We start from the raw sequence: 25,719 nt of genomic DNA, 5'->3' as shown, positions 1-25,719 counted from the left end.
ACCTCTATGAGTGGCACTGTTTGACCGAAATCACTGGCATGGTCACTCCGAAATAGCCATTTAACGAAAAAATGGCATTCATTATCAGTAAAATGGAGGTATTAAACTATACTGAACCTGAGTTTTATCTATTTAAATTAATGTCTTATCGTTATAATGCTAAAAATAAAGATATCGTTAACGTTTATCAACAATTAAAAAAAACGTACCCGAAAATTTTTGAAAAATCAGCCGGAAGTATATCCTTTAACATTAAGCAAATAAACTCATCTCGAGAAGTTGATTTTGATCGATATTCTAAAATATATGGAGTAACATTTATGTGTGCATATCATTTATTTGAAAAAAGCTCCTTGAGCAAAGAAATTAAAACCGATATAAAAACTTTATTCCCAACTACCAAAGAATATATGTTTGCCGAAATGGGAATGAGTAGATTATGGATAAAAATGACTGAAAATAAAAAAGCGAAATTCAAAAGTTTTATTCGCGAAATTTGATTAACAGGCTAGTATTTATTAAAAAAATACTTTATGGGGCTAACAATTGGATATATTTCTATTTTAACATGTTATGTGTTTTTACATAATACTTTAAAAAAAGTAAACATTAATATTCATTCTAGAATATTAATGTTTACTCAAAAAATAATTTTTATAGAAATATACAGGTAGAAAGTAATAGTTTAAAACTTTATTTTCTTAAAAATTTACCTTCGCTAATTATATAATCATTTACTAAAATTTCAGAATTAAATTCAAGATAAATTCTTGCATAATCCTTAGTAACTGGTTTTTTTGTATAAATTATATTTAACATTTCTTCTAAAGAAATATTTTCACTAAAACTAAATTGTAAAAAATTAATTTTAATATACTTTATCAAATCATGCCTCATATTTAGAATATTTGTTATAGTGTAGTTTCCGTATTCTTTTTTTAAAAAATATTCTTTCCCTGATTTTTTACAATACCTATAACCAAGTTTATCATGCAATAATTTAAAAACTTCTAACTGTAAATTTAAAATTTCAATTTTTTCATTTGTTTTAATCACATTCATAGATAATCGATTATTAAATTTTCTAATCTAAAAAATATTCAGATACATATACTCATACCCTATAATAAGATATCTAATTTTTATGGCATAATTTATTAAGTGATTTTAAAGCTCAATATTAAAATATTCAATTAGATTTTAATAGCTATTCTTTATTAATTTCTTCTAAATCATCATTTTCTATCAATTCTTCTTCATCAAAAATATTAGAAATTTTGCTTAACATATCTCCAAGATTGCTTTTTTCATTTTCTGAAAGATTTCCAAAATCAGTATCATCAATCGAATTGTTTTCAAGAAGTTGTTTAATCATTTCTGTATAAGTAAATTCAACAGGAATGAGTTCTTGTTCTATTTTGACTGTTATATCATTATTCTCTTCTTTATTAAATATTAACTTCATTATTCACTAAATTTTTTGAGGTTATACTTTTTTACTCTCTTTTTAATTGATGACTTACCACCATCAGTAATTTTTGCTATAAGATCAACAACACTTGTCCCTTCAATTTGACCTTCTAATGGGCTTGATTTTATTATTAGTTTATTGTTTTCATTTCTGCAAAGGATGATATTTTGCGCATCAGCAAGCATCGGTATTGTTGCATTGTGAGAAACTAATATTATTTGTTTTTTGCTTTTAATTTTTTTGACAGCAGTAACTAATCCTTTGTTTATGTAGTCTGTTGCTAAATTGTCTTCTGGTTGGTCTATGATTATCGGTGCACTGTCTTTATCATATCCTAAAATTATATCTAAAATTACAGAAGTTTTCCAACCAGGACTGAGTTTATCAAATTCGCGACCATCATTAGTAATTATCTTATATTTCTTTTTATTTAGCTCTTCAAAACTATTATTTATTTTATTTTCAAAGTCATCATAATTATGAACTTTAGGTTTCTGTTTTTTAAAATTACTTTCAAACAAAAGTTCAGGCATTATGTTTTCAAAAGTATCTATCTTGTTTTTTAAGAAATGATTAACTACTTCAACAAATTTATCTTTACTAAGTATAAAGTCATTTTCAATGTATAATTTATGCCCCATTGATTCTATTTCTTCTGAATCAAAATTGAGAGTATAATTTGAAATGGAATTGATTGTCCTATGAAATTTTCTATAAGCTCTAACATATTTTTTTAAAGAATTTAAAAGCTTATTAAAGCTTTGCCTTTTTGTCTGCTCTTCAGAATTTGAATGTTTTAATATTTCATTATATGATTCTTTTTCATTTTCAAGTAAATATCTAACTAGTTTTTCTTTATTTGATATGTTTAAAACATCTGTTAATTCTATTTTAAGTTTGTTTATTAAATCAGAATCGTGAACAATAAATGGATACTTTGATAAAAAATCATCTATACCATCTAAGGATTGAACATATCCATCGTAAACTGATTGTGAAAACCTTAGTTTTTCATTCTCTAATTCTCTAGGTTGAAGGTTATCATAAATATTAGTTTCTAAGTTTTCTTTTGTTATTAATCTTGAAATAATTGGGATGGCCTGTAGTGTTTGGCTTTCCTCCTCAAGAATTTTGACACTACTAATTAATAAGAGTATGTTTTTTTTAAATTCACGTAGCCCATTATTAATACTTGTTTTAACGTCCTCATCTCCAGGGAAAGCTCTTTTAATTATGTCTATGTTTTCAATTTTATCTTCACTAATATTATTGACTACTCCCATAATATAATTTTGAGAGAGGTAGTGAGGTATCATACCTGATGGGTTAACAATCGTAATATCTTCAATTCCATAATGTAGATATATAGATTCATGCGTATTTTTATTTAAACATCTAACTATAGAGTCAACAAGTAGAGTTTTTCCACTAGATGAACCTCCAATTATTACATTTAGTCCTGAGGTTAATTCAATATCTATTTTGATATTTTCTTTTTCATGAGAAACAGACTGAATATGCTCTGAATAGAATTTAGGTTTTGTTTCAGAATAAATCAATCTAGATTGTTCGGATAATGACAATCTTAAACCATTGAAAGTAGGTTCTGCCAACATCCAAGTTGGATTAAATGGATTTTTATCCTTCCCATTTGGATATGTAGTTGGAGTATAATTATCACTACAAGTTACAAGATTCACAAACTCATTTATTCCAAGCTTTTTAAAATAATCTTGTGTTTTTTCTAAACCTTTATCACCTCTTGCAGTAAACCCTTCAAAATGATTGTAATAAACATTTCTTTCTAAAGTACTATCTAATCTGGTATCTTTTGGTATTGAGGTGTTAAAAGTAGCGTGAGATTGACCACCATGTGGCAGTAACATAAACTCATAGGAATCAAATTTGTTTATTATTTCTTGAATAGTTGGTATTGTTGAATCTTTTTTTTCTACCTCTTTATTAGGGTATAATTCATCTAATTTTTTGTTAATCTCATCAAGAACATCTTCCGTGATCTCTTTGAGGTTAAAATAAATGTGACAATGATATGCTGGACAATCATTATAATTTTTAATATGTAATTCTATTCCAAGAATTATATTTAAATTCAAAGCAACTGCTTTTAGATAAGCACTTTTATTAACCGTATTATGATCAGTAAGTGAGATTAGAAAATCAGAATCCTTATTAAATTCGTGAATCTTTTTAACTAATAAATCTATGTCATAATCATCATTTAATTGATTCGGGTTTGCCGAAGTATGTATATGTGTATCTAAGTAAATTGGATTCAATGTCGTTTGTTTTTAGATTACTGATAACTCATTTGTGTTTGGACTTTTAATCAAATTAAAATACCTAAACAAATATATTTAAAGCCCATAAATGTAATTTACGGGAAACCTCAATTTCTGATTCTTATTTTTATTTTTATTATTTTGAGTTTAAGTGACTATTTCAAAACTAAATAGCTTTAACAAACACTATAATTTTATTGTTTAATACACTTAAAATCAATTAAGTAATATTAATTTTTAAGAACTTAAACTTTCATATCACTATTTAACTTCTAGTATAGAATCAATTAAATTTTCACTTATTTACTAGCCTCTTTATCTGCCAATGCAATCGTCTTTTATCGAACCTTGGCTTATAAGTTAAGGTACTAGTAAATAAAATTTGCTTACCGATTAATGAGCCCTCATTTTTAGTTAAAATAGAGTTTTCATTTTTAGATTTTATAACATCTATTCCATATTCCTCATCAAATTCAAAATCATATCCGTACCAAACATACTTATCTTCTATTCTATTAATTCCAAAAAAGGTAGCAGCGAAACTATTGCACACTACAATAAGCTCAGGATTTAATTGACTTATTATTTTATGAGTTAAAAGTAATTGATCTGCCAAAAATTGAGGATCATGTTTCATAAAATCAATAATCCTTTTTTGACTTGTTTCTCTAAATTGAAACATATCAACATAAGACCAATTGTCCTTGTATTTTGTGCCTTCTAATAGTTGAGGGAATTTTGAATAATGCTTTGGATATCTTTTTACAGCTTCGTCAATGTCATATTGATAATTTTCAATCTTAGCATCTTTTGTGTATGATGGATTCATGCCAACAAAAAGAACCTTAGCATATTTCATTTTTGAACAAACAAAACCTCTATCAATTATAGTTTGATTTTCTTCTTTAGCTGATTTATACGAAAATATTTTTTTTAATTCCTCTAATATGATATTATCATCTAGCATTTTATAATTTTAGCTTTATAGTTAATTTGAATTACTTGCCTTTTTAGCAAACCTTCAAAGTCTTTTTTGTATAGATTTTACTATTGACTACAAAGTATGGGCCATTCCATATTTATTCTCTGGTGCTGTTCTAAATATGTCCTGTATAATTTACTATCATTATACCCTGCTACCTCATTTAAGCTAATAAATTGAAAAGACCATTTAAAATCACGTAACTTTTCTAATTGAAAAAGTGCTAAACAACCTGTTCCTTTTGACCCTCTAAAATGTTCTCTAAACCTTTGTTTAAGACTAAAACTATGACCACTATAAACAACATACTGGCTATTTGCTTGTTGGGTAATTTTAATGGAATTAGGAATTGCATCGGATGCTATAACTTTTTTCCTCAAATTATAATGTTTAGGGTCTTTTCTTGCTCCAAACTCTCGAAGTATTTCTTTTGTAGTGTTTGTCCGTATTTTATAAATGCCCGGTTGGGAAGGAATATCTTTCAAAACATCATTAAAATTGGAATATTCAACATCTATTGTTCTCCAATTGTTAGCTAAAACTTCATTTATCTGCATCCTCGTTAGTTATTAATAATCAAAAATTACCATAGTTGCTTACGAATATATGAATATAAAATACAGTAAATCAATTAAATAAATATTTTACATTTTAATATCTCAAGGCTCCCCCAAGCGCTCAAAAATAAACCGGACCACTTCGGGTCTTAGTAGCTTGGTTGTTTTTTTATACCCAAAAGCAGTTAATTCCTCCAGGTAAATATGAATCCAATTGGCAAAGGTTTTGGAGCATACATTATACATTTTAGCTAATTCGCTTTTGTAATAGGCTTTCACTTTTACGGGTTGTTCTCCTTCAAAATACGTTGTGTTCATAGGGCTATTTTTTTAAGGTTTTGGTGCTTTCGGTTAGCAATTCTTCAGCAATGCAGGTGCCAATAAATCCACCTACTAGAATATAGAGATAGTTGTCCTTTTTGTTTAGTTTTTTGGCAATGAGGTAGCCGATACTACTCCCAACCAGTACCCACCCTGCTTTTTTAGTGTTTTTAGAAAAATTCATCTTGTATCAATTCAGATAAAGCGTTTCTTTTTGTTGATATTGATAGGCTTTATGCACTAAAAAAGCACCGCCACTAAGCAATGTAAACCAGGCAATTTTACTGTATAAGCTTCGGCGTTTGTCTCTAAAATCCATGAGTGTGAGTGTAAAACGATTGCCATGAATATTACGGTGTTTTCTTAAAAGTTGTATGAACAACGAATAGTCTTCCGCATTAGCGAACACCAAACATCCTGCAGAAAAATGATCTATTACTTTTGCATTACCTTGGGCAAAGGCACGATGTACATTGATCCCAAAATTCCCCGTGTCTTCAGTTCCCGAAGTGATCCAATTGAATAAGCCTCTTCGGTTATAGTTCCGAATAACTGTTACCGGTTTTGTTTGCACTAAAGCTTCGTACCTACCTTTATGAAAGCCCATCGCATAACCATTTACATACTGTCCTTTTTTCAAAAAAGCCGTGCCTTGAGGATTCTGAGGATGAGCTAACCAATACTGTCCCGGATCCGTGGTCCCTTTAAAAATGTGATAAATCCATTTGCCTTTTTCGTTTTTATAAAACACGTGAATTTCATCATCAAACTGATTACTGCGAATAAACCGACTTCGATAAGCCACAATATTCAGTTCGTAAGCTCTAGTAAATAGCTTGTAGCCGTTCTTTCGTAATAAAGCTTTGGTTTGTTGTAGCATAATCTTATTCTATTCATTGTGATTTGAAGCCTCGTCAATAAAATTAGTTACTGCCCAAATTTGACGTTTAAGCCTTCGTTTACGGTATACTCCATCTCCTTCGCGCGAACCATCTTTATTCGTATTTCCTTCTACGGTGCTGACCCACGTAGTTCCCCAATCATCAATAAAACCTATATGTGCAGCTCGGTTTAGTTTTTTAAACCAAATGAGCATCACATCTCCATACATTGGTTTTCGTGTACTAATATGTCCTTGCTTGTAAATTATTTTTGATTTGATCGCATAACTAGGAACCCAAGCACTTTTAGGAGCAGTAATTTCAACCTGTTGAAAACACCAACTTACAAATGCTGCGCACCAAGGATAGCCTTCGTCCAAACCTACTGCATTTAAATAGCTTTTTACTTCATGGCCTCGATTGGCTCCTCCATATTCGCGAATGCCTATTTGACTAGTGTACAATTCACGTAAACAGTTTCGTTGACTGTACTTTGATGAATCTAAAGCACTCTGGCCAGTAAGACTACTGCAAATAAAAATCCAAAAAATATGGAGGTAGAAAGTTTTAGCTTTTGCCATGGGGTAATGGTTTTAAAATCGTGAGTAAATTGATTGTCTAGGTAATTTTCTGAAGTGGGCCAGATGAGTTTCATTAAAATACGAATGACGCCATGTAAAATAAACAGCCCAATAATAGCAAAAAGGTACACCTGAAAAATACCTGCATCATAGGTGCCTGCAGTGGGATCTATCCATCGTAAAAAAGTAGCGCTTTGAAGCCATAGAAATAGTCCGACAGCTAAGGATGAAAATTCGCGCCATACTTTAAAATAGGCTCCTAAAGGTTTGAATACTGCTTTGAGTTGTGCTTTCCATTTTTTGATTGTTTCCATAAGGTATTGGGTTTAAAAATTGAATTAGTATTGAGCTAAATGAATCTTAAATTCACAGAAGGGGCATATACACGCTCTCCTTTGGGGGACCTAATTTGTGTGATTCCGTTGGCACTTTGCTCTACATAACCTACAAGCGTATTGGGATGCAATGGTGGGGTTAAAAAAGTACCGTCTGTCATTTTTAATAGCGTAGGCTTATCGGTAATGGCCAAAGCAAATCGTTGCTGATCATTCATATAAGCACGCAGTTTTTCGGGCGTATCCAAGTTTCCTAAACTAGGAATCACCCATATACCTCGACTATTTTGCTGCAAGCCCATTCGCCTGAATTCAGCGCGTATTTTATTTTTTGCTGGGGTATTGTTTTTAAATGACACACTAAGCAAGGCATTAACAAGTGAGGTTACTCGAATAGCATTGATGCGTATATTTTTAAAGAAACTACTCACCGCGACATACTGCTTTGCATTCTGAATTTGTTGTAAGCCATTTAGGGTACTAAACAGATTTCGAGCATTGGCAGCCGTGATTAATCCCGCAGCAAGTTGTTGAGGCTTTACTGATGATGTGTGGGTTTGATTTTCCTTTCCTGAAATACTGGTAAACAGTGCTTGCGAAATTTGAGTGGGCAAGCCTGCAGCAATAAGTGCCTTTGCTGTTCCTGATCCGAAAATACCATCTACCTTATTTCCTTTCAGGCTTGTGCTTTTTATAATGGCAGCACTTTTTCCGCCTTTGGCTAAAAGTAGTTGTTGCAGAACTTTCACTAAAGCCCCTCGACTTCCTAATCGTAAAGGAAATTGATTATTTTGGTTGTTGCTGTTTGTAATTCTTGTTGGAAAAGTAGTATTGTTGCTAGTCTTGGTATCGGGTAAGGCTCTTGATTGTGCTGCTTTATTTTGAAAATAGGTAAATGCTAAATAGCCTACTCCCAATACAATCCCTGCACCTGCAGCATAACCCATCAATTTTGTGGCGTTGTTTTTTGCTACAGGTTTTGCTGTGGCTTGTCGGGTAGTATGTCTAGCTCTTTGAGGATTTGCCTTTGTGGGTTTTGGTTTAGAAGTTGTTTTCATCACTTAAAATTTAGCATTAATGATTTGCAGTACCTGGTTGTATTCCGCTACGGTAAGCTCTGACTTTAAATCTGCCGATAAATTCTTTCCGTAAAGGTCACGGTAGGCACGTTGTACACTGTTAAAGGTGGCTTTGTTCGGAATTTCTTCAAGGGTACTAAATACAGCCGCTTCATCTGTTCCCCAACCAAAAGCATTGTCATTTTCAAAAGCCAGTTTCAATTGCGAGGCAAAGGCGGCTGGGTTATTGGGAATAAGTGCTTGACGCTCCCGAATGCCCTTTTTAAAGTTTTTAGCTACAGCGCGTATTCCAAAAAAGATTCCTAAACCCACTCCACCTGCTAATAGCACCGTAGTTACTTGGTTTGAAATACTGATTTTTGGACGCCTATTTAATGCGGCTTGCAAGGCTAGTTTTTGAAGTGCCATAACTAAGGGATTAGATTGAATTCCTAATTAAATGGAATACTGGTTCAACTGAGTTTTCTCTTTACAATAGAGCGTACAAAAGGATCCGTTTTGAAGAGCTGTGCCATTTTTATAATGCCTTCGGCTCTAAAATTAACGACCATTAATTCAAAGGCTTTTTTTACTTGATCTTCCTGAAGGGCATCTGTTACTCTTACAGGAGTTTTGATTTCTGCTTCTTTCATGTTTTTAGGTATTTATGTTATGATGACTGGTGCATTTTATTGACGTAGTACATCACTTTATCCAAAAGTTCGGTATCTGTTTCCATGCCTTCGCCTATTTTGATAACCAGTTGCACCATTTTCTCAAATTGACTTTCCGAAAACAATTCTTTAAAGTAAGTGGCTATTTGTAGTAAATGCTGCGCTTCTTCACTAAGAGCATTCGGTAATTCTGCCGAAGCATCGGCTCCAATAGCTCCCAATGTACTGGCGAGTCCTTGCATTTGATTTGGAAAGCGTTTGGCGAGTCCCTGTATGGCTCCTGGCAATAAGGTTTTGCCTAGCTCAATAAAGCCTAACTTTTTTAATAAGCTTTTGATTTCTGCTTCCTTTTCCTCGGTTTCAGTTTTGCTTTTTGTTAGCGCCTTCTCCAACTTTTCAATGTCTTTTTTTTGTTGAGAAGTTTCTTTTTGCAGCTCCTCAAAATCCCTGCGTTGTAATTCTTCTTTGAGTAGGTTCCCTACTTGTGTGTGAATGCCATGCAATGCCTGATCTTTGGTTTGCTCTAAGACAGCTAACTGTTGCTCGAGCTGCTCATTTTTAAATTCTAGTCCTTGTATGATTAACTGACTTGCCATCGTCGGAGTAGCTTGAGGTGTTGTATTTTGTGGAATGCTATTCTTTTGCGGTTCCGAAGCATGTTGTTTGATCACTTTTAGGTGTTGTTTGGCATGGCCCAATTTGTATTTTACATAGGCGCTTTCATTTTCAATCCCTAATTGATCCATTTCCTGATACTGGGCATCGCTTAACCGAACTGAACCCGGACGTCTTATTCTTCTTGCTGATTCTTCCATGTGTTTACTGTTTTAAAGCCATTATGATTTGCAAGCAAGTAATCCGTTGTATGCTATTGGCTCGGTTTAAAATTTCAATACGGTCGGCATGTTCATGTATTTGTTCCGAAAGTTGTTTGTCCGTATCATCATAAATTCCGTAATCGGAACTTACTCTAATGCGCCGGTCTATTTCTAAAATGAACCAAAGCTCATTATAGGCTTTGATGATTTTAGTTTGTCTGGGACGTAATTGTAAATCACGATACACCATTCTGAAATTATCATATCCGCGTTCGGCTACTCGGTTTTTGGCATAGGTTATGGGGCAAATAATTTTCATAGCATCTTATATTTCTTCTTCAACTAACAACCAAATTGTAATGGCTACATCCAATCTGCCATCAAAGGCTATATTTCTTTGCGTAATCAAATCAAAACTTCCTGTTATGTATTCGGTACACCCATCAACCTCCACAGGAATGAATTCATGTTTATCGAGTAGTGCAGCCTTGCCCGCCCATTTGAATTCTGAAAAAAAAGAAAACTCGGAACCCGTAAAAAAGGCTTGTGGCACTTGTAATACTTCGTTGTAAAACAATCCATCTTTGGCATATAATTTTAAAGTTCCAATAGCATTCATTTGTTAACTGAATTGTGTTTGTTCGTCTGGGAAGCTACTATCTAGGCCATCGCCTGGATTACTAATAATTAATGGTGTGGAAATAATGGAAACCACTGGAAGCACCCCGACCACTTTTGCTGTGGTAAAGGGTAGCTTTTGCTCAAAGCGAATATGATTCCCTTGGTTTTTAGTACTGATTTTTATGGGTACTAGTCTACGACGCAGGGTTTTTACGGTACAGTGTTCTTCTATAATTTTCATACACTTTCATCAATTAAAAAAGTGACGATAAGTTTGTAGCCTCCATTAAATACTGCCTGACTGTGATTTTCATCTTGGTAGCGTATTTTAACGGACAAATCATTAGGCGCTACTTCGCCTAAATCAAAAAAGCGTTCTTTTGGAGCTACGGCCAATGAAGACATTAGTAAGCTACTTTGAAATTGATCTGGGAAAATTTCATCGCCGCCGATTTCGATACGTTGACTTCCGCGATGGTATAATTTGTTGGGGTAATCTGAACTTAACTGGATGCCTTTTATGGCTTTGGTTTGTTTGGGGAATTCCCAACCGTTGGAAGTTATAATGCCTTCACTTTTATCGATGTTTAACTGAAACACGATGCGACTTTCTTTGACTTTGGATTTGTTTACAGTGGTACTCATAAGAGGTGTGTTGGATTTAAAAAATCGGGTTAATAATAGTAATAGGTGACGTATTGAATAAGTAAGCTTAGGACTATGACTAGGCATGCCAAAAATCTACGCAGGTACGGTTGATGTGCCTGCCAACACCACTTTGATAAAGGTTTTTTCTGGGGCATCTTCTCCGAGTTCTATTAGAAATTCAAATTCTTCGTCATCACGAATAAAGCGTGGACTCTCCAAATAATAGGTCCCTAAATTGATCATGCTATTGGTGTCGGTAACAAACTCCTGCATGGGACGCTCGTCAATGATCAGTTTTTTATTGGCAGTGAGGGTAAATACACCATTTTGCAAACCCAATACCGATTTGATACTGCCAAAATCGGTGGTTTTCTGTAGCTTTTTTAAGCCAAGTCCTGTATCGGGCAAATCACCTTCGACCTGAGCCGCTAGTAAAATGATGCGATTGCATAAAAACAAGCGGTCTTTTTGGAGTTTGGCTTGAGTCACATTGGTAATCCCAATTTCTTTGGAATCTTGAGTTTCGAACATGTGAATGGTCGCTTTTTTTCCAGCGTACTTGATGGCGTAATAAGCCGCATCGGCTAATTGCAAACGACTGTCCTTAATACCCTCGGCTATTTTAACCATTGATGGATCGTGTTTTTTTCCTTGATCTCTCAAAGAAAGGTGTGCATTGACAATTTCCAAGAATTGCGAACGAGATGATTTTTTCATATTCATGATTTCTGTTTTTCTTTTGTTTATTTTTTAGCTATTGGCTATTGGCTGTTAGCTCTTAGCTATTGGCTTTTTGCTTTCGGTAATTGCAACTCACAACTCACAACCGACAACTATCAACTACCAACTATCAACCACTACGCCACTGCATTGAGTTCCATGATATCGTTAGCGCCTTGTAGTTCTTCGATATCAAGGTTTCCGAATTCTTCCATGCCTTCCATCGGATCAGTGTTCATTACTATTTGTGGTGTGCCTTGGATGTCGGAGGTATCGCCTTCAAAAGAACCTTCTTCCAACTGACGGATAATTTCATCCACTTCCGAAGTATCGAAATCTCCAGTATCTGCAACTTCCGAGCCTACAAATACTAAGGGGCTATCTTCTAAATTCCCTAAGCCTAATTTTTGTCCCAACGAAGGAGAAAGCTTATCCAGATATAATTTTTTACCCAAGGCTTTTAAAGAACTCGTGGCTCTTTCTTTGGCATTGGTCAGTTCATCTTGAAATCCATCAACACCATTAATTTGTGCTTGCGGAGCTGTTTTTGAAAAACCATTAGATGCCACCATGCCTACGCCTAAAGATGTCAACCAATCTTTTTGGTAATACGCGCCTCCAAAAGTAGTGGCTACTCCAATGAGTAAAGAATACCTCCCCACGGCTGACCCTGCGAGCATGCCCACAATTCCAGATCCTACATTTTTGCCCGTTTCTATAAAACTATGTTTTGTATGTGCTTTCATTTCTTTGTTTTTTATAATTCCAGTTTCTTTTTTATGAAGTTTGAAGCCTGTCTGCAGGTTTACAGCAATACTTTGGGAACAAACTTTTTAGAAGTTTTTCGTTTAGTGGACGTATTCTTTTTTAGAGTTCGTTTTATTGTGTTGCTTGCTTGACTTGTAAAACGACCTAATGCATCCCGTTTTTTAGGGGTATTTGGAACTCCATTTACACTTTTAGTGATCTCCCTTTTTTTATTTCGGGTAATTGCATAAATAATTCCACCCGCAGTTAGAATTCCTGCCCCGATAAGTAAGGGTGTTTTATGTTTTTTTAAAAAAGATTCCTGTACCACTGTCGTTGTTTTTATCTGTGGATTAAAACTCCGGGTAACCTGACTTCTTGAATTAGGTATCGGATGATTATTGGGGTGATTGGGGATAAAACTTGTGGTTCGTTTTAGTGTATGTCTTGGACGCGACGGGCTACTGGATCTTTTTGGTCGTATCAATTGATTGACTTGATTTTTAACCTTTTTGGCCTTATCAAAAACTCCTGTTACTTTACTAAGCAATTTCCCTCCACTAGCTACTGCTCCAGAAGCTGCGGCAATGGCGGTGCCAGAAACTACCGCTCCTAAACCTTCAATTTCGATACCTTCTTCGGCAGTTACAAATTCTTCTATAACCTCAATATCTCCTTCGGTAACAAAGCGTTCAAAATCGTCGGCATAACTTTCATTTTCTGATAGCATTCCTAAACTAATCCCATTTAAGGGAACGGCTCGATTGCTGTTGCCTTTTCCTTTTAAAATGGCTTTTTTAAGGTTGCGTTTTTTACCTCCAGCGCCTTCGTAAATACGTTCTGCTTTGCGCACAATTCCTTTGAGTTTGGCAAAACCTGACATGCTCATGCCTCTTTTTCGGGCTTCACTTTCACTTAGGTAACCAAAACGTAAGCGTTCTGCTACTTTAAACAAATTGAGTTTCATGGCTAATAAAAAGCCATTTCTAAGTAAAATGGTCGCTGGATTTAAAAAGCGATTGAAAAATTTAAATGCGGGTTTGACTACTTTTTTCCCGACGAATTTTACCGCCTTTCTAACGGGTCTTACCACAGCTTTTTTTACAAAACGACCCGCTCTTTTTAAACCGCGTCCTATCTTCTTAAAAAAACCTTCCAACCCATTGAGCCTGTACAAATTCTCATGGGCATCGGCGTACATGACTATATTTCCGTGTTCATCAAGAATCTCATGGGTGATTTCGGTATTGTCTATGGTACCTAATCCTTCCAAGGTGGCTATGGAACCAATGCTGTACACTGCCTCGTCTACCAACTCATGGTCTATATCTTGTATATCCAAATTATCTAAGCCTGTTGTATAAATGCCGTCTAAACGATGTAGTTCCATAAGCTGTTATTTTGAAATTTTTGTTTTAGTTTTTTTGGTCACTGTTTTCTTTTTGGGGCTAAATAAGCGGTAGGTGCCATAACCCACTCCGAGTACCAACATGGTTTTTATGAGTAGTTCTGAGGTACTTGGTAATTCGGGTACTTGGTGACCTTTAAATAATTTTGGGGCGCTACTTTTTAGCAAAGACACCTGTGCTTTGGCTTCTTTTTTTAGCCTAAGCGCAGGCTGTCTAGTCATTTGGGGTTGAGTTTTAGCTATAATTATAGTGGGTGCCGTTTTACTTGGAGGTGGACAGCAAGGCATGCTGTATTTTGGTCTGCAATTGATCTTTTGAGGTACTCGTAATGCCAATGTTGGCTGACAGTTTCCTGATAAGTTTTCTAACACATCCAAACTATCTACACCGCTTAAAGCTACCGAGGCTATTGGTGAAACTTTAAAATCTTTATGACCCGAAAAAGGGACTTCGTGATCAAAGGCATCGGTAACACAATCCAAAGTGATATGCTTATTCCCATGGGGAACAATAGGATAAACGTGTTGGAAATTGGCTCTTCCGTTGTATTTGGTAATTCGAATGGCATGTGAAATATTGAGATTGCTCAAAATACTGCTAATAAACACCGTGTAGCAATCACAATCCACCCCTTGTTTACGGTCTACCCAACTGCGAGATGGTCTGCGTACTTGCTCTATGCCTGTTTTGTCACGCTTGTACTGGATATGATGGTACACAAAATTCCAAATCGCCTCACAGGTCTGAGATATTGATCCTCGTTTTAATTGTTTTGCGATGCTTTTAGTATCTGCTTTGGTTTCTGAAATGATATGCAGCATCAAACTAATCGTATCATCCAAGCCTGCATTTTTACGAATCACGGTATCGTGATTGGTAGCCCTAGGAAAATGTCCATTGAACTGCTGACCTAATTGGATATGTCTTCTTTTTTGCGCTTGCATTAAATCGATATTTGAATATGATCTTCCTTTACAAAGGGCAGGTTATTTACCCGTGTTGAAGTAATCGCCGTTATTCCAAAGTGTACTTTTTTGCCTTTTCTAATTTGTCCTGCGAGTTCGGTGCCTAATACTTGGACTAGACTAATCCATCCTGCTGATCGGATGTTGATGTTAAAGGTCTGTTCGCTATGCGGGTGAATGGTCAGCACTTTATTTTGAATGTCCGAACTCCCAAGTAAGGCATCTTTGTATTTTATTTGTACAAATGGGTGCTGCAATTGGAGTTTGGCAGGATTGGGGTTTTGTAATTTAACAATGGCTTTTAGCTCTATGCCGGATAAGGTGACTTTACGGATTTGCACGCCTACTTTTGCCACTAAATTTTTTGAGGCTACTTGTAGTTGAGAAAGATACCTCCCTGCAAAAAATACCGCTGCTCCACCTGCTATCCATTTTAACATGACCATAAAATTCCTTATTGTTTTACTCAAAGAAATGCTATGGAAATCCCTATTCCAAATGGGCTTGTTACTGCTGGTTTAAGCTATGGAATACGGGTGTTTACTAGGTATTTTTGGTTTGTAGAAGGTTTTTGTATGGCATTACTGCTTTTTATGGGGACTTCAATTTTTATTGGTTCTAAAAACACTTAAAACTACAGCTTGATATGGATGACTATAGAAATATACGTTTTGTAAGTAAAGCCGAATTAGCACTTCGATTTGGGATTAGCCGCGAAACACTACGCAAAAAACTAAAAGAAGTTAAAGGCTTAAATACCGGGAAAAGACAATTGCTCTATCCTTGGGAGGTTCGCTTGGTGTGTCAGGTGTTTGGGGAGGGGAGGTAACGAATTGAAAGACTAATTAGTAATTACCAATCAAAACCTTTAGCCCCCGATTTTTTTGCCGAACCTGCCGTTATACCAAATTCATCTAAGGCTTTTTTATAAGCTTTTTCAAAACGGAATTGGAGTACTCTTAATTTTTGAGTTCGCAATGTCCAATCGTATTCGTAGTATTCGTTATACATTTTTTTGTTGGTATAGTGCTTTAGCAACAATGCTTTTAAGGATTCTTTTTGCTCAAAGCTTAATTTATTAAAATTATACACCTTCCCTGCTTCCACTAAATGATTGTAGGCATCTCTTTTTATCTGGGTTTGCAATTGATCCTTAAACATGGTATTAAACTGATTTAAGGTGATCAAATTGGCTAAATCCTCTTTAAACTGTCGGTGTGCTTCTTCCTTACTTGTTACTTTATCATGAAAGTTAAGCACGTAATTCGCATCGCCTTTTGCCCAAATACTAGGATACACAGCAATTTGATCATCGCGTTTGGAAACAATATGGAGTAGTTTTTGTATTTGTTCTTCCGTAAGGGCAGCCTTTTTTGCCATAGCTACCAAATGCTCCATTTTAGGATTTCCTGTTACGGGGATGGTTTTTTGTATTTCAAAGCTTTTTAATAAATCATTAAATCGTTTTAAGCCGGTAGCTTTTGCTGCGGTAGTTTTTGCATAGGCTATTTTCGGATCATAGGTATAATACGCCCAAGTCATCATTTCGTTTTTAGTGCTTAGTAAAAAGGTGTCTTTTACTAACTTTTGCTGTTTTTTTGTAAATGTATACGTGGCTACAGCTTCCTCATATTTTGCTGCGGCTTCTTGCTCTATACGATCTTTGAACTGAAAGCCAAATAAGCGTTCAAACTCGTGTATGTCTATAAGTCCCGTTAATTTTTTTCTAAAATTTAACAAGGCATCGCCTTTCTCTTGATCTTCACTATTTAAATAAAGAATGGTTTCATTTTGATGTGTTTTTTGCTTCGCGTTAAGCGCCGCTACTTGCTCATTATATTCGGCATATAAGCTTTTAATTCCTTCAATTTGTGTGTCGTTTAAACCAATCTCGGTGGCTTTAGTGAGGGTTTTTTGTAATTTTTCGGCATCACTTGCTTGTCCATAACTTAATAGGGAGCACATTAATACAGTTAGTAAGCTTAGGAAATAGTTAAAGGCCACAATTTTTATTTTTTATAGTTTTTGAAGTAAATATAATTGGATCAGTGTGTATTAAGTCAAAAAAAAGTGATTTTTTTGTTACACCAACTTTTTTACTAGCATATGAGTTTTATTACACGCACACTTAGCACAGGAATTCTATTTTATATAATCAATTTTAGCTCACTTTATGCGCAAAGTGTTGCCAAGGCTTTAGAAATGGCTGCCGGAAACAAAATAGAACTCCAAAAGGTATTGGATCATTACAAAAATGCAGGTGATTCTCAAAAATACGAAGCGGCTATTTTTTTAATTAAACATATGCCCATTCATTATTCGCAAGCTTGCCGATGGTATAATACATATGAAGAGGATACTAATTTTGAGGATATTGACTACCCAGATTTTGATACCGCTTTGGAAGTCTTTGGCAAATTAACCGATAGTATTAAAGTACACCCCAGACAAGTGATTACTAAAGATATTTACGTAATGAAAGCTGATTTTTTAATCCAAAATATTGATTTGGCCTTTAAAATGTGGCGCACTAATCCTTGGGCTTCCAGTTATGATTTTGATACTTTTTGCGAATATATTTTACCCTACCGCAGTTTAATCGAGCCTCTGCAAGACTGGAGAGCCGATTACAGCGATACTTTTTTTGAAAAAGCGAGATTGGCAAAAAATAAAAAAGATCCTATGGAAGTGCTTGGTCTGCTTATGGACGAAATGAAGATCGATTTTAAATTCATTTTTAAACGCAAGGAGCCTATTATGGCACTTGGTCCTAAACAATTAACATTACGCAACCAAGGCACGTGTACAGATTATGCTAATTTGGCTATTTATGCATCGCGCAGCGTAGGCTTACCTGTTACTTTTGATTATACGCCACACCATGCGGCTTCATCCAACAGGCATTTTTGGAATAGTATTATTGATAGTACCGGGAATCATTTGGCCTTTGATGGGTATCATTACGCTACTAATATTGCTCCAACCCGCAAACGTATTGGTAAAGTTATTAGAACCACGTATTCAATTCAAGAAGGAGCATTAGCAAATCAAATTCCCGAAAATGAAATTCCGCCAGGATTTTTACGCACTAAAAATTATATTGATGTTACTGCCGAGTATGTTCCCGTAAGTACCGTAAATTATACATTCAACACAAACACTGTGACAACTCATGTTTACCTAAATGTGTTTAACAAGTTTAAATGGAAACCGACACAATGGAGCCGTTTGGATAAAAACGGAAACGCCAGTTTTACCAATATGGGACGAAATATTGTATACCTGCCTACCACTTTAAAGAACAATACTTTTACACTAGAGCGTTTTCCTATTTTAAGTAATGCCGATGGTACCACGACACTACTCACGCCTAATTTTAAAGATACTTTTGATTGTACGTTGACTAGAGACAATGAAATTGTAAATAATAACGAAGATTACAATCCTTTTTTTATTGAAGATGAAAAGCATTACCAATTACGCTATTGGGATGGCGAATGGAAGCCGCTGGGCGATTTTGTGCCTAGTGTAAATAATCGCGTGAATTTTAAAAACGTGCCAAAAAATGCCTTGTTTATGATGGTTGCCCAAGAAGAAATTGACGGTTTTGAACGTATTTTTACTATTGATCCCAAAACACACAGCATTACTTGGTATTAATTTTAGCGGATGTATTTTCAAAATGCAAGTTCGGGTGATTTTTGTAATGAAATGAAAAAAATGGTATCGAGAACTGCATTTTGAAATAAATCTTATGTGCTACGTCAAAAGCAGAGCAGTCTTAGGTCTTACACCAGAAAGATTTAGTCAATTTTAAAATAATGTTTAAAAATATCTTTAGTTTGGTTCATCCATACATGCCATTCATGATTGGCACCTTCTTCTCTGTTTACTTTTAAGTCATAGCCTTTGGCTTGTAAAATTTGGATCATAGGTATATCTTGACTTTCTGTGTCTTTGCCGGTACCATAGCTCAAATACATATTGAGGTCTAAGGTTTCTTTAGTATTATAATTGGTATAAATATCTGGACACGGATGATAAGCGGGTGACTGCATAATCACATTTTTAAAATAATCAGGAGCCTCCATTCCTGCGAAAGCAGCAAACAACCCACCAAAGGAATAACCCATAATACTACGTCCATTACGCTCCTTGCTCACTGGGTAGTATTTTTCCAAATAAGGTATAAGTTCATGAGTTAGGTAATTTACATATGCCCTATTACAAAAATAATAATCTTGTCTATAATCTATTGATGGGTTATCATAACCTGAAGAATCTAAAAACACTAGAATTAAAGGAGCTATTTTTCCTTCATGAATTAATTTATCTACAGTTTCAACAAATCTTTTATCCTTAACATATTGTTGGCCATCAGCTAAATAAACGACTTGTAATCTTTTGTTTATTAGTGATATATCAGGAAAATACAGCCTAAATTTCATTTTTCTACAATACTCTTTACTATCAATTAACTGTGGATATGATAAATTCCCTTTTAAATTAAATTCTGAATCAGAATAATGGTATTTATTAAATTGACTTCTTTTTAATGTATTTCGACTATACTGCTTATATTCATCGACTTTTTTTGAAGGGATCTTCACAGGAAAATCAATAATTAAATTGGCTATTGAATCTTTTTTGGATTGATCAAAAACCAATCCATAAATGACCTGTAAGTTCTTTTTGGGTTCAAACCTATATGGTTCATTACCAATATTAGATTTATATAACTCTGAAGCTCTTTTTAAATTTCCATTTTCCAAATACTTGTGAGCTAATCTTTGTGCTAATCTAGGGGAGTTGTTTTGTGCATATGCTTTCTCCATAATATTAATTGCTTTTTTAGGATCTTTATCATACAGATAAAGACCATAAAAAAATTGAGAATATCCATTCCTATAAGGTTCACTTTTAAATAAGTTAGTTAAATCAAGTGTAGATACTTTTACTTTGTCTTTTTTCGATAAATCATAAAATTTTTTGATTTTTTTTGACTGTATAATATTAAGTGATAAAAAAAATAGTAAACTACTAGAAATCCCAATAATAAAAAACTTTATGAATAAGCTTTTTTTGCTATTAAAAGCTGTGCTGATATAGTTTTTAATAGAATATTTTGCTAAATATCTGACTTTAGAAAATTCAAGTAAATTAATAGCAACAAAACCAATACTTATAAAAACACTTTTTTTTGTAACGGGCATAAAAAAAGCTGAAATAAATAAGATTGAAAGAATAATTATTCCTAAAAATGATACACTCGTTTTTTTGTGGTAAAAAAATATACTAAATATAAAAAGAACTATGAAAGCTCCTCCTAAAAGACCAATTTCAAATAAATAAAATAAATAATCATTATAAGGATTAAATACATAATTTCCTATTTTAATATCTTTCCATGGTTTTGGACTGCTATTAAAATAGGAAGTTTTAACCAAATTATAATCTCTTTCAAATGAGAGTAAACCATGTCCTAAAAATGGCTTTTTATAAATTTCAGAAGTCGTTATCTTGGCAATAAGTAATCTTCCATCAGCAGAATCTTTTTTGTAATTATATAAAAGAAACAAAAATGGAATTGTCAAAATAAATATTATAAATATTAAAAAATTTTGTTTTGCTTTAGTATTATTTTTTTTGAATTCTTTCAATTTTTCAGACTCGAAAAAAAATAATAAAAAACTTGTTAATATAACTAGCCAAGAGGTCCTAGAATTTGATAATAGAATTAAAACAAGGAATACCCCTAGTAAGAAAAACAATAATATTCTCTTTTTTTTTCTGCGTTCTTTTTTGATATACAATAGCCAAATAATACATCCACTTCCTAAACTAAATAAAACACCTAAAAAATTAGGAGAACTTAAAGTTCCAGTCAACTTTAAAAACTTATTAGAAGAGGCAAAAAGATCAAAGTATTGAAGTATTGCTAATATAGCCTCAAAAAAGCAAGCACCTATAATAACATAAATTACCCTACTTATATTCTTAGTATAATTCAGATTACATAAAAAGCCTTTTATTTGTATGTAAAGTACGCCATAAGCAACTAGCTCTATAAATCTTGAACTTTTATATACGGGTAAATCTACGGCAACGCAAAAACGAGCAATTAAATAACCAAAATATAATATTAAAATACCATCAATATATGTAAATTTTATTTTTTGAAAATAAGTCATACACATACCCCAAAGTGCTGTCAAGAATGTCCACAAATGAAATTTTTCCAAAAAAATATATCCTGGAAATAGATTTGTTAATATTAACAATGAAAAAAAAATAAAATTACAAGTATTTATTTTTTTTGATTTTTCTAAGTTCAAGTGACAATAAATTTAATAGTATTGTTCTCAAATATAACAGAAACAAGTTCTCTTTCATAAGATTAAAAAATAAATTTTAAACGAGCTAAAAAATTAAATTACGAGTCATTCATTATACTGTACTAAAAGCCTATTAAATTATTCTTACATAATTTTTTAACAAAAAATTAACATTTCATAATAACACTCTAATATTCAATGGCTATACTCTTTTATAAGTATTTAATGCGCATTATACTCATTGTGTTTCATCGGATATAGTTCATTTTTATCGATGTTTATTTAATGTAAAATATATCAGTACTTCTTACTTCTAAATAAATAAAAATAAACGACTTAGCTTTGACTTATTATTAATTAACCAATACATATTCAAAATATTTATTAGCAAATGAAGAAAAAATTCAAAAAAACAACTGTTTTTCTTGGAGCTATTTTAATGTCTTATTTAGGCAAAGCTCAAGATAAAATAGATAGTTATTCTCAATTAACTGACGCAGCATATGACATGCTTACAGGAACAGACGTAGTAGCTAAAGATGAGGCTACTGCCTTACAGTTATTGCTCATTTCAGCAGACAATAATGATCTGAATGCACAATATCTTTTAGGGCATATATATGCCCATGGAAATGGAGTGAAAATTAATGAAGAAAAAGCTTTTGAATATATTAAAAAAGCCGCATCACAAAATCAACCAAACGCAGCTCATGAACTAGGCGTATTTTATAAAAAAGGGATTGGCTGTAAATTAAATTTTAATACCGCCATTTCATGGTTTAAAAAAGCTTACGAACTAGGCTATGACCAAGGAGCATATAGTATTGGATACATGTATTTTAAAGGCTTAGGAAGTATAACACAAGATTATACCAAAGCTATAACCTGGTTTAAAAAAAGTAATTATCCTATGTCTAAACATTTTTTAGGTATATGCAATTATTTTGGATACGGCATGCCTATAAATAAAGAAAAAGCATATGAATTATGGTTAGATAATCCATATTGTGACAATAGTAATGTTTTAGTCAACCATCTTGATATTAATCCTAATTTATTAGATTTAGGAATTCAAAAAGATAATACTACCAAAGCTACTGAATTTAGTATTTCTAAAATTAACGAAGTGATAGGTGAATCCATTACTGAAAATGCTCAAGAAAACACTACTAGATTGACTAAAAAATCATTAATTGGAGAATGGAAAGGAAAATTAATAGAACTTGATTGGTCGGGAGAGCGTATGAATCGTAGTTTTCCAGTAAGCTTAGTTTTTAATGAAGATAATCAAACAAATGACTTAAGCTATACAATGACGATTAACAAACAGACAAGTAGCAATTATGGTATTTTTTTTGAAAATAGTTTTTATCTAAATAAAGCGACACTGCAATTACCGAGGATTTATCAGGATAGCAGAACCAAATTTACATTAAGCCATGAATTGCTATCAATTCATTCCATTGAAATTAAAAAAATAGATAATATCCGTTACTTAATAGCTAATATTGATGCCAAAGTTGTTGATTGGCAAGAACCCGCTCCATCAATGATATTGGTGTTAGGTAATACAAGAACACTTACTGACAATGGTCAAGAAATTGACAATAAATTATTGGATCATTTAGCCAATTCACAAACAGAGAGTTTTATTACCACATACCCTAATCCATTTAAAAAAGATTTATTAATTCAGTATAACTTAGATAAAACTAGCCTTGCAACAGTCAGTATTCATCCATTAGATAATAGTTTTGTTCAAAATATTACTACTAATGAAACACAACAGGCGGGTAAGCATTTATACCATGTAGATGGAAGTACATTTCCCAATGGGCTATATGTAATTCGTGTGACCACCGGAAATATTGTACATACTAAATTAATAATCAAAGAATAAAATGATAATGAAAAATAATTCAATCAAAACATTGTTATTTTTGTTATTCATAATGACGATAACTACTCAAGGTTATTCCCAAATATTTGACGAAACTGGAGGACTACCCCCTACATGTAACTCTTGTTTGAATCCGCCACCACCACCGCCGCCGCCAGTTGAGCCAATACAGCCACCACCGCCATTACCACCGCCACCGCCACCGCCAGCTCCTGGTGACGGAGCTGATATAATACCCCCTGGACCACCACCTGCACCACCATCACCTCCATCACCTCCATCACCTCCATCACCTCCTCAACCAACAGGTCCTCCTCCTGGTTGGGATAATGGGCCAACTGGACCTGGTTTTGATGGGACTCCACCAGGTGTTCCAACAAGTCCAGTAGCGCCACCTATACCTGTTTCAAGTCCAGGATCATCTCCAGGAGGTTCTTCTGGAGCGCGCACCCCTCCAAAAAAGGAAGATGAAAAACAAGTTTGGTATTTGGACAAGGATGGAGATGGTTTTCACTCTTCAACAACTTCGGCAAAAGAGAGCCCTGGTTCTAAATGGAGCCCATCTACAAAAGGAAAAGACTGTGATGATAATAGAACTGATAAAAATACTGATTGTACAAAATTTAAGTTTTATATTGATAGTGATGGCGATGGGTATCACTCAAAAGTTAAAGAAAGTTATACACGACCAACCAGCGTATGGAAAGACACTACAAAAGGTTTAGATTGTGATGATAGTGATTCCAATAGAAATATTGACTGTAAAGAATTGACATGGTATTTTGATATTGATGGAGATGGTTACCACAGAAGTAGTAAAATCAGTGTTGCTAACCCTTCACCAGGTTTATGGAAATCAACCACTAAAGGTAAAGATTGCAATGATTTTGATAGGAATGCCACTACTAATTGCTGTAATCCTCCAACTAGATGTGCCATACCCTTTGGAGAGGTTTTTAACTCAGAAACTTGTAGGTGTGAAATTGCTTTAGATAATAAATGTGAAAATAGCCCCGTTTCTTCAGAAATTGTTGTAACCTCTGAATTTGGTGCTAACAGGACATGTCCGCAATGTTCCCCTATACATGGTGGTACTGACTATGGAACTCCTTTAGACACCCCTGTTAATGCCACTGCCAAAGGTACTGTCTCAAGATCTTATTTATCAAATTCATTCGGAAATGTTGTAATAATAAATCACGGTACTTCAGCTGATGGTGACGGAAATGTTTATACACTCTATGCTCACGGATCAGAAAGGCATCTATCTGAAGGAGATTCCGTTTTATCTGGTGATTTAGTTATTAGCTCTGGTAATACTGGAAATTCAACTGGGCCTCATCTACATTATGAAGTTATAAAAACTAATGCAAGTCCGACAACAAGTGCTTTTTTTGGAAATAATAACGAAAGATATGCCCCAAATGAATTAGGTGAATTACTTGGAATAACTTGTGACTAAAGAATATAATTTATAGTTTTATTAGAACAATTGTTCAAACAAATAAAAGATTAATAAAAAAATTACAACATGAGATTTTTATATTTAGCTATATTAATTTTATTTTTTTCCTGCAAGGATAATAAGATTAACAAAGTAAAAAAAGAAGAAATAATTTCTACTAAAAAAATAGATGTAGAAGCTTCTAAAATTAAGACTTTAAATAAAGAAAAAAAACAAACTATAATAACCAATGATAAAGTAATATATTCTGTTATAAACAATTTTCTAAAATATGAAACTATCAAGAGTAACTTTGATACTAAAATTATTTCTAATAATGATATCCCAAATAGACATAATCCAAATCAAATTGATAAAAGGGAAAAATTGGGTTTAAATGAAAATGATATTATAGAATATTATATAACACCAACAAAGAAAATATTGTATAGTGCTACTATTTTTGACAAACAAGTTATACAGTCAGAAAGTATCAAAATTGGCATGACAATTAATGAAGTTTCTAAAAAATTAAATACAACAATTGATTCTGATGCAAAAAACATTTTGATTACTGATATTGAAAACTCTACACATTTGACCCTAAATTTCAAATCAAATAAATTATTTTCGATAAACGTAAAAATTAATTTTTTAGGATGAAAATGTCTCATTTAGAATGATAAAATCTTGTTTACATCAAAATTGCTGAAAAAAAACCCTAAAGTTTCTAAACTTTAGGATTTTTTTAGTATCGTTAGCGGCATTACTTGATCACTGATAATTATTGTATCACCCTAACTCCATTCTTATATTTGAAAATCTCAACATGTTGATAACTCAGTTGTAAATGATTGTTCACTTGAAAAAGTCAAAGAAATTGCAGATAGCATAGGAATTGATGAATTTATAATAACCAGTACAGCAAGGGACGCAAAGAATCAAGCTAGGG

At 33.5% G+C, this 25,719-nt stretch carries 31 protein-coding genes; 6 read left to right on the top strand and 25 right to left on the bottom strand.

The features are described 5' to 3' along the window. Positions 1 to 71 precede the first annotated feature (71 nt). Positions 72 to 500, top strand: a complete 429-nt coding sequence (locus KQA_RS0216490) for a hypothetical protein (RefSeq protein ID WP_157366752.1) — start codon at positions 72 to 74, stop codon at positions 498 to 500. A 193-nt stretch (positions 501 to 693) separates the two neighbouring features. Here the strand turns inward: KQA_RS0216490 and KQA_RS0216485 are convergent, their stop codons facing one another. The 23 genes from KQA_RS0216485 to KQA_RS0216375 all read right to left on the bottom strand — a co-directional run bounded on the left by KQA_RS0216485 (position 694) and on the right by KQA_RS0216375 (position 15,534). Continuing rightward, entirely contained in the window at positions 694 to 1,062 is a 369-nt protein-coding gene (locus tag KQA_RS0216485; protein WP_010182657.1) for a hypothetical protein, read from the bottom strand. Positions 1,063 to 1,207: 145 nt separating this feature from the next. Continuing rightward, entirely contained in the window at positions 1,208 to 1,465 is a 258-nt protein-coding gene (gvpK, locus tag KQA_RS0216480; RefSeq protein WP_010182656.1) for a gas vesicle protein GvpK, read from the bottom strand. Next, positions 1,465 to 3,768 carry a PHP domain-containing protein gene (locus KQA_RS0216475; protein WP_010182655.1) on the bottom strand — a complete coding sequence of 768 codons (2,304 nt, stop codon included), beginning with the start codon at positions 3,766 to 3,768 and terminating at the stop codon, positions 1,465 to 1,467. The genes gvpK and KQA_RS0216475 overlap by 1 nt, the downstream gene beginning before the upstream one ends. A 298-nt stretch (positions 3,769 to 4,066) precedes the next feature. Next, positions 4,067 to 4,738, bottom strand: coding sequence for a hypothetical protein (locus tag KQA_RS0216470; RefSeq protein ID WP_010182654.1), 672 nt, complete (start codon positions 4,736 to 4,738; stop codon positions 4,067 to 4,069). Positions 4,739 to 4,818: 80 nt separating this feature from the next. Then, on the bottom strand, positions 4,819 to 5,310 hold the full coding sequence (locus KQA_RS0216465) for a hypothetical protein (RefSeq protein ID WP_010182652.1): 492 nt from the start codon (positions 5,308 to 5,310) through the stop codon (positions 4,819 to 4,821). A 102-nt stretch (positions 5,311 to 5,412) separates the two neighbouring features. Beyond that, entirely contained in the window at positions 5,413 to 5,628 is a 216-nt protein-coding gene (locus KQA_RS0216460) for a DUF4248 domain-containing protein (protein ID WP_010182651.1), read from the bottom strand. A gap of 4 nt (positions 5,629 to 5,632) precedes the next feature. Beyond that, positions 5,633 to 5,815, bottom strand: a complete 183-nt coding sequence (locus KQA_RS19195; protein WP_010182650.1) for a hypothetical protein — start codon at positions 5,813 to 5,815, stop codon at positions 5,633 to 5,635. A gap of 6 nt (positions 5,816 to 5,821) precedes the next feature. Then, complete coding sequence (locus KQA_RS19190) at positions 5,822 to 6,511, bottom strand: hypothetical protein (RefSeq protein ID WP_010182649.1); 690 nt, start codon at positions 6,509 to 6,511, stop codon at positions 5,822 to 5,824. Positions 6,512 to 6,520: 9 nt separating this feature from the next. Further along, positions 6,521 to 6,976, bottom strand: coding sequence for a CHAP domain-containing protein (locus KQA_RS19185; RefSeq protein ID WP_010182647.1), 456 nt, complete (start codon positions 6,974 to 6,976; stop codon positions 6,521 to 6,523). Between the two features lie 38 nt (positions 6,977 to 7,014). Next, a complete protein-coding gene (locus KQA_RS0216440; protein WP_010182645.1) occupies positions 7,015 to 7,407 on the bottom strand; it encodes a hypothetical protein in 393 nt (130 codons plus the stop codon). A 35-nt stretch (positions 7,408 to 7,442) separates the two neighbouring features. Then, positions 7,443 to 8,486 carry a hypothetical protein gene (locus KQA_RS0216435; RefSeq protein ID WP_010182644.1) on the bottom strand — a complete coding sequence of 348 codons (1,044 nt, stop codon included), beginning with the start codon at positions 8,484 to 8,486 and terminating at the stop codon, positions 7,443 to 7,445. A 3-nt stretch (positions 8,487 to 8,489) separates the two neighbouring features. Continuing rightward, positions 8,490 to 8,915 (bottom strand): hypothetical protein, encoded by a 426-nt coding sequence (locus KQA_RS0216430; RefSeq protein ID WP_010182643.1) that lies wholly within the window; start codon positions 8,913 to 8,915, stop codon positions 8,490 to 8,492. Between the two features lie 44 nt (positions 8,916 to 8,959). Next, positions 8,960 to 9,139, bottom strand: coding sequence for a hypothetical protein (locus tag KQA_RS0216425; protein WP_029209637.1), 180 nt, complete (start codon positions 9,137 to 9,139; stop codon positions 8,960 to 8,962). A 17-nt stretch (positions 9,140 to 9,156) separates the two neighbouring features. After that, positions 9,157 to 9,906, bottom strand: a complete 750-nt coding sequence (locus tag KQA_RS0216420) for a hypothetical protein (protein ID WP_157366751.1) — start codon at positions 9,904 to 9,906, stop codon at positions 9,157 to 9,159. A 73-nt stretch (positions 9,907 to 9,979) separates the two neighbouring features. Then, positions 9,980 to 10,297 carry a hypothetical protein gene (locus KQA_RS0216415; RefSeq protein ID WP_010182641.1) on the bottom strand — a complete coding sequence of 106 codons (318 nt, stop codon included), beginning with the start codon at positions 10,295 to 10,297 and terminating at the stop codon, positions 9,980 to 9,982. Positions 10,298 to 10,303: 6 nt separating this feature from the next. Further along, positions 10,304 to 10,597: a hypothetical protein gene (locus KQA_RS0216410; protein WP_010182640.1), complete on the bottom strand. Its 294-nt coding sequence runs from the start codon at positions 10,595 to 10,597 to the stop codon at positions 10,304 to 10,306. 3 nt (positions 10,598 to 10,600) lie between these two features. Next, positions 10,601 to 10,840 carry a hypothetical protein gene (locus KQA_RS0216405; RefSeq protein ID WP_010182639.1) on the bottom strand — a complete coding sequence of 80 codons (240 nt, stop codon included), beginning with the start codon at positions 10,838 to 10,840 and terminating at the stop codon, positions 10,601 to 10,603. Continuing rightward, positions 10,837 to 11,244, bottom strand: coding sequence for a hypothetical protein (locus tag KQA_RS0216400; protein WP_010182638.1), 408 nt, complete (start codon positions 11,242 to 11,244; stop codon positions 10,837 to 10,839). The genes KQA_RS0216405 and KQA_RS0216400 overlap by 4 nt, the downstream gene beginning before the upstream one ends. Positions 11,245 to 11,340: 96 nt before the next feature. Beyond that, positions 11,341 to 11,970 carry a hypothetical protein gene (locus tag KQA_RS0216395; RefSeq protein ID WP_010182636.1) on the bottom strand — a complete coding sequence of 210 codons (630 nt, stop codon included), beginning with the start codon at positions 11,968 to 11,970 and terminating at the stop codon, positions 11,341 to 11,343. Between the two features lie 134 nt (positions 11,971 to 12,104). Next, entirely contained in the window at positions 12,105 to 12,713 is a 609-nt protein-coding gene (locus KQA_RS0216390; protein ID WP_010182635.1) for a hypothetical protein, read from the bottom strand. 59 nt (positions 12,714 to 12,772) lie between these two features. Further along, positions 12,773 to 14,104 carry a hypothetical protein gene (locus KQA_RS0216385; protein ID WP_010182634.1) on the bottom strand — a complete coding sequence of 444 codons (1,332 nt, stop codon included), beginning with the start codon at positions 14,102 to 14,104 and terminating at the stop codon, positions 12,773 to 12,775. Between the two features lie 6 nt (positions 14,105 to 14,110). Then, positions 14,111 to 15,067, bottom strand: coding sequence for a transglutaminase-like domain-containing protein (locus tag KQA_RS0216380; RefSeq protein ID WP_010182633.1), 957 nt, complete (start codon positions 15,065 to 15,067; stop codon positions 14,111 to 14,113). Continuing rightward, the gene (locus KQA_RS0216375; protein WP_157366750.1) at positions 15,067 to 15,534 is read right to left on the bottom strand and encodes an LEA type 2 family protein; all 468 of its coding nucleotides are present in this window, start codon (positions 15,532 to 15,534) and stop codon (positions 15,067 to 15,069) included. Before KQA_RS0216375 ends, KQA_RS0216380 begins: the two co-directional genes overlap by 1 nt. A 33-nt stretch (positions 15,535 to 15,567) precedes the next feature. On the opposite strand from KQA_RS0216375, the gene KQA_RS20375 reads away from it, so the two are divergent. Continuing rightward, positions 15,568 to 15,720, top strand: a complete 153-nt coding sequence (locus tag KQA_RS20375) for a hypothetical protein (RefSeq protein ID WP_157366749.1) — start codon at positions 15,568 to 15,570, stop codon at positions 15,718 to 15,720. A 220-nt stretch (positions 15,721 to 15,940) separates the two neighbouring features. Here the strand turns inward: KQA_RS20375 and KQA_RS0216360 are convergent, their stop codons facing one another. Then, the gene (locus KQA_RS0216360) at positions 15,941 to 17,092 is read right to left on the bottom strand and encodes a hypothetical protein (RefSeq protein ID WP_157366748.1); all 1,152 of its coding nucleotides are present in this window, start codon (positions 17,090 to 17,092) and stop codon (positions 15,941 to 15,943) included. Positions 17,093 to 17,194: 102 nt separating this feature from the next. Between KQA_RS0216360 and KQA_RS0216355 the strand changes: the two genes are divergently transcribed. Beyond that, positions 17,195 to 18,748: a transglutaminase domain-containing protein gene (locus KQA_RS0216355; protein WP_010182627.1), complete on the top strand. Its 1,554-nt coding sequence runs from the start codon at positions 17,195 to 17,197 to the stop codon at positions 18,746 to 18,748. Positions 18,749 to 18,891: 143 nt separating this feature from the next. Here the strand turns inward: KQA_RS0216355 and KQA_RS0216350 are convergent, their stop codons facing one another. Beyond that, positions 18,892 to 21,330: an alpha/beta hydrolase-fold protein gene (locus KQA_RS0216350; RefSeq protein ID WP_157366747.1), complete on the bottom strand. Its 2,439-nt coding sequence runs from the start codon at positions 21,328 to 21,330 to the stop codon at positions 18,892 to 18,894. A 484-nt stretch (positions 21,331 to 21,814) separates the two neighbouring features. Here KQA_RS0216350 and KQA_RS0216345 point away from each other — a divergent pair, with 484 nt between their 5' ends. The 3 genes from KQA_RS0216345 (at position 21,815) to KQA_RS0216335 (ending at position 25,430) form a co-directional block, all read left to right on the top strand. Further along, the gene (locus KQA_RS0216345; RefSeq protein ID WP_010182625.1) at positions 21,815 to 23,323 is read left to right on the top strand and encodes a T9SS type A sorting domain-containing protein; all 1,509 of its coding nucleotides are present in this window, start codon (positions 21,815 to 21,817) and stop codon (positions 23,321 to 23,323) included. Between the two features lie 7 nt (positions 23,324 to 23,330). Beyond that, entirely contained in the window at positions 23,331 to 24,785 is a 1,455-nt protein-coding gene (locus KQA_RS19175) for a M23 family metallopeptidase (protein WP_157366746.1), read from the top strand. Between the two features lie 69 nt (positions 24,786 to 24,854). Continuing rightward, on the top strand, positions 24,855 to 25,430 hold the full coding sequence (locus tag KQA_RS0216335; RefSeq protein ID WP_010182622.1) for a hypothetical protein: 576 nt from the start codon (positions 24,855 to 24,857) through the stop codon (positions 25,428 to 25,430). The last annotated feature ends 289 nt before the right edge of the window (positions 25,431 to 25,719 follow it).

It is taken from the genome of Aquimarina agarilytica ZC1, assembly GCF_000255455.1.
GTDB classification, from domain to species: Bacteria; Bacteroidota; Bacteroidia; order Flavobacteriales; family Flavobacteriaceae; genus Aquimarina; species Aquimarina agarilytica.
Note: the sequence above shows the minus strand (reverse complement) of the source record. Positions and strands in the feature narration are given on the sequence as shown.

Excerpts from the sequence above, each read along its gene's own strand:
- KQA_RS0216465 (WP_010182652.1), bottom strand. The coding sequence starts at position 5,310 with ATGCAGATAAATGAAGTTTTAGCTAACAATTGGAGAACAATAGATGTT.
- KQA_RS0216345 (WP_010182625.1), top strand. The coding sequence starts at position 21,815 with ATGAAGAAAAAATTCAAAAAAACAACTGTTTTTCTTGGAGCTATTTTA.
- KQA_RS0216420 (WP_157366751.1), bottom strand. The coding sequence starts at position 9,906 with ATGGATCAATTAGGGATTGAAAATGAAAGCGCCTATGTAAAATACAAA.
- KQA_RS19195 (WP_010182650.1), bottom strand. The coding sequence starts at position 5,815 with ATGAATTTTTCTAAAAACACTAAAAAAGCAGGGTGGGTACTGGTTGGG.
- KQA_RS0216485 (WP_010182657.1), bottom strand. The coding sequence starts at position 1,062 with ATGAATGTGATTAAAACAAATGAAAAAATTGAAATTTTAAATTTACAG.
- KQA_RS0216385 (WP_010182634.1), bottom strand. The coding sequence starts at position 14,104 with ATGGAACTACATCGTTTAGACGGCATTTATACAACAGGCTTAGATAAT.
- KQA_RS19175 (WP_157366746.1), top strand. The coding sequence starts at position 23,331 with ATGAAAAATAATTCAATCAAAACATTGTTATTTTTGTTATTCATAATG.
- KQA_RS0216425 (WP_029209637.1), bottom strand. The coding sequence starts at position 9,139 with ATGAAAGAAGCAGAAATCAAAACTCCTGTAAGAGTAACAGATGCCCTT.
- KQA_RS0216460 (WP_010182651.1), bottom strand. The coding sequence starts at position 5,628 with ATGAACACAACGTATTTTGAAGGAGAACAACCCGTAAAAGTGAAAGCC.
- KQA_RS0216380 (WP_010182633.1), bottom strand. The coding sequence starts at position 15,067 with ATGCAAGCGCAAAAAAGAAGACATATCCAATTAGGTCAGCAGTTCAAT.
- KQA_RS0216470 (WP_010182654.1), bottom strand. The coding sequence starts at position 4,738 with ATGCTAGATGATAATATCATATTAGAGGAATTAAAAAAAATATTTTCG.
- KQA_RS0216490 (WP_157366752.1), top strand. The coding sequence starts at position 72 with ATGGCATTCATTATCAGTAAAATGGAGGTATTAAACTATACTGAACCT.
- KQA_RS0216415 (WP_010182641.1), bottom strand. The coding sequence starts at position 10,297 with ATGAAAATTATTTGCCCCATAACCTATGCCAAAAACCGAGTAGCCGAA.
- gvpK (WP_010182656.1), bottom strand. The coding sequence starts at position 1,465 with ATGAAGTTAATATTTAATAAAGAAGAGAATAATGATATAACAGTCAAA.
- KQA_RS0216435 (WP_010182644.1), bottom strand. The coding sequence starts at position 8,486 with ATGAAAACAACTTCTAAACCAAAACCCACAAAGGCAAATCCTCAAAGA.
- KQA_RS0216375 (WP_157366750.1), bottom strand. The coding sequence starts at position 15,534 with ATGGTCATGTTAAAATGGATAGCAGGTGGAGCAGCGGTATTTTTTGCA.
- KQA_RS0216430 (WP_010182643.1), bottom strand. The coding sequence starts at position 8,915 with ATGGCACTTCAAAAACTAGCCTTGCAAGCCGCATTAAATAGGCGTCCA.
- KQA_RS0216390 (WP_010182635.1), bottom strand. The coding sequence starts at position 12,713 with ATGAAAGCACATACAAAACATAGTTTTATAGAAACGGGCAAAAATGTA.
- KQA_RS0216400 (WP_010182638.1), bottom strand. The coding sequence starts at position 11,244 with ATGAGTACCACTGTAAACAAATCCAAAGTCAAAGAAAGTCGCATCGTG.
- KQA_RS0216395 (WP_010182636.1), bottom strand. The coding sequence starts at position 11,970 with ATGAATATGAAAAAATCATCTCGTTCGCAATTCTTGGAAATTGTCAAT.
- KQA_RS0216440 (WP_010182645.1), bottom strand. The coding sequence starts at position 7,407 with ATGGAAACAATCAAAAAATGGAAAGCACAACTCAAAGCAGTATTCAAA.
- KQA_RS0216410 (WP_010182640.1), bottom strand. The coding sequence starts at position 10,597 with ATGAATGCTATTGGAACTTTAAAATTATATGCCAAAGATGGATTGTTT.
- KQA_RS0216355 (WP_010182627.1), top strand. The coding sequence starts at position 17,195 with ATGAGTTTTATTACACGCACACTTAGCACAGGAATTCTATTTTATATA.
- KQA_RS19190 (WP_010182649.1), bottom strand. The coding sequence starts at position 6,511 with ATGCTACAACAAACCAAAGCTTTATTACGAAAGAACGGCTACAAGCTA.
- KQA_RS20375 (WP_157366749.1), top strand. The coding sequence starts at position 15,568 with ATGGAAATCCCTATTCCAAATGGGCTTGTTACTGCTGGTTTAAGCTAT.
- KQA_RS0216405 (WP_010182639.1), bottom strand. The coding sequence starts at position 10,840 with ATGAAAATTATAGAAGAACACTGTACCGTAAAAACCCTGCGTCGTAGA.
- KQA_RS0216335 (WP_010182622.1), top strand. The coding sequence starts at position 24,855 with ATGAGATTTTTATATTTAGCTATATTAATTTTATTTTTTTCCTGCAAG.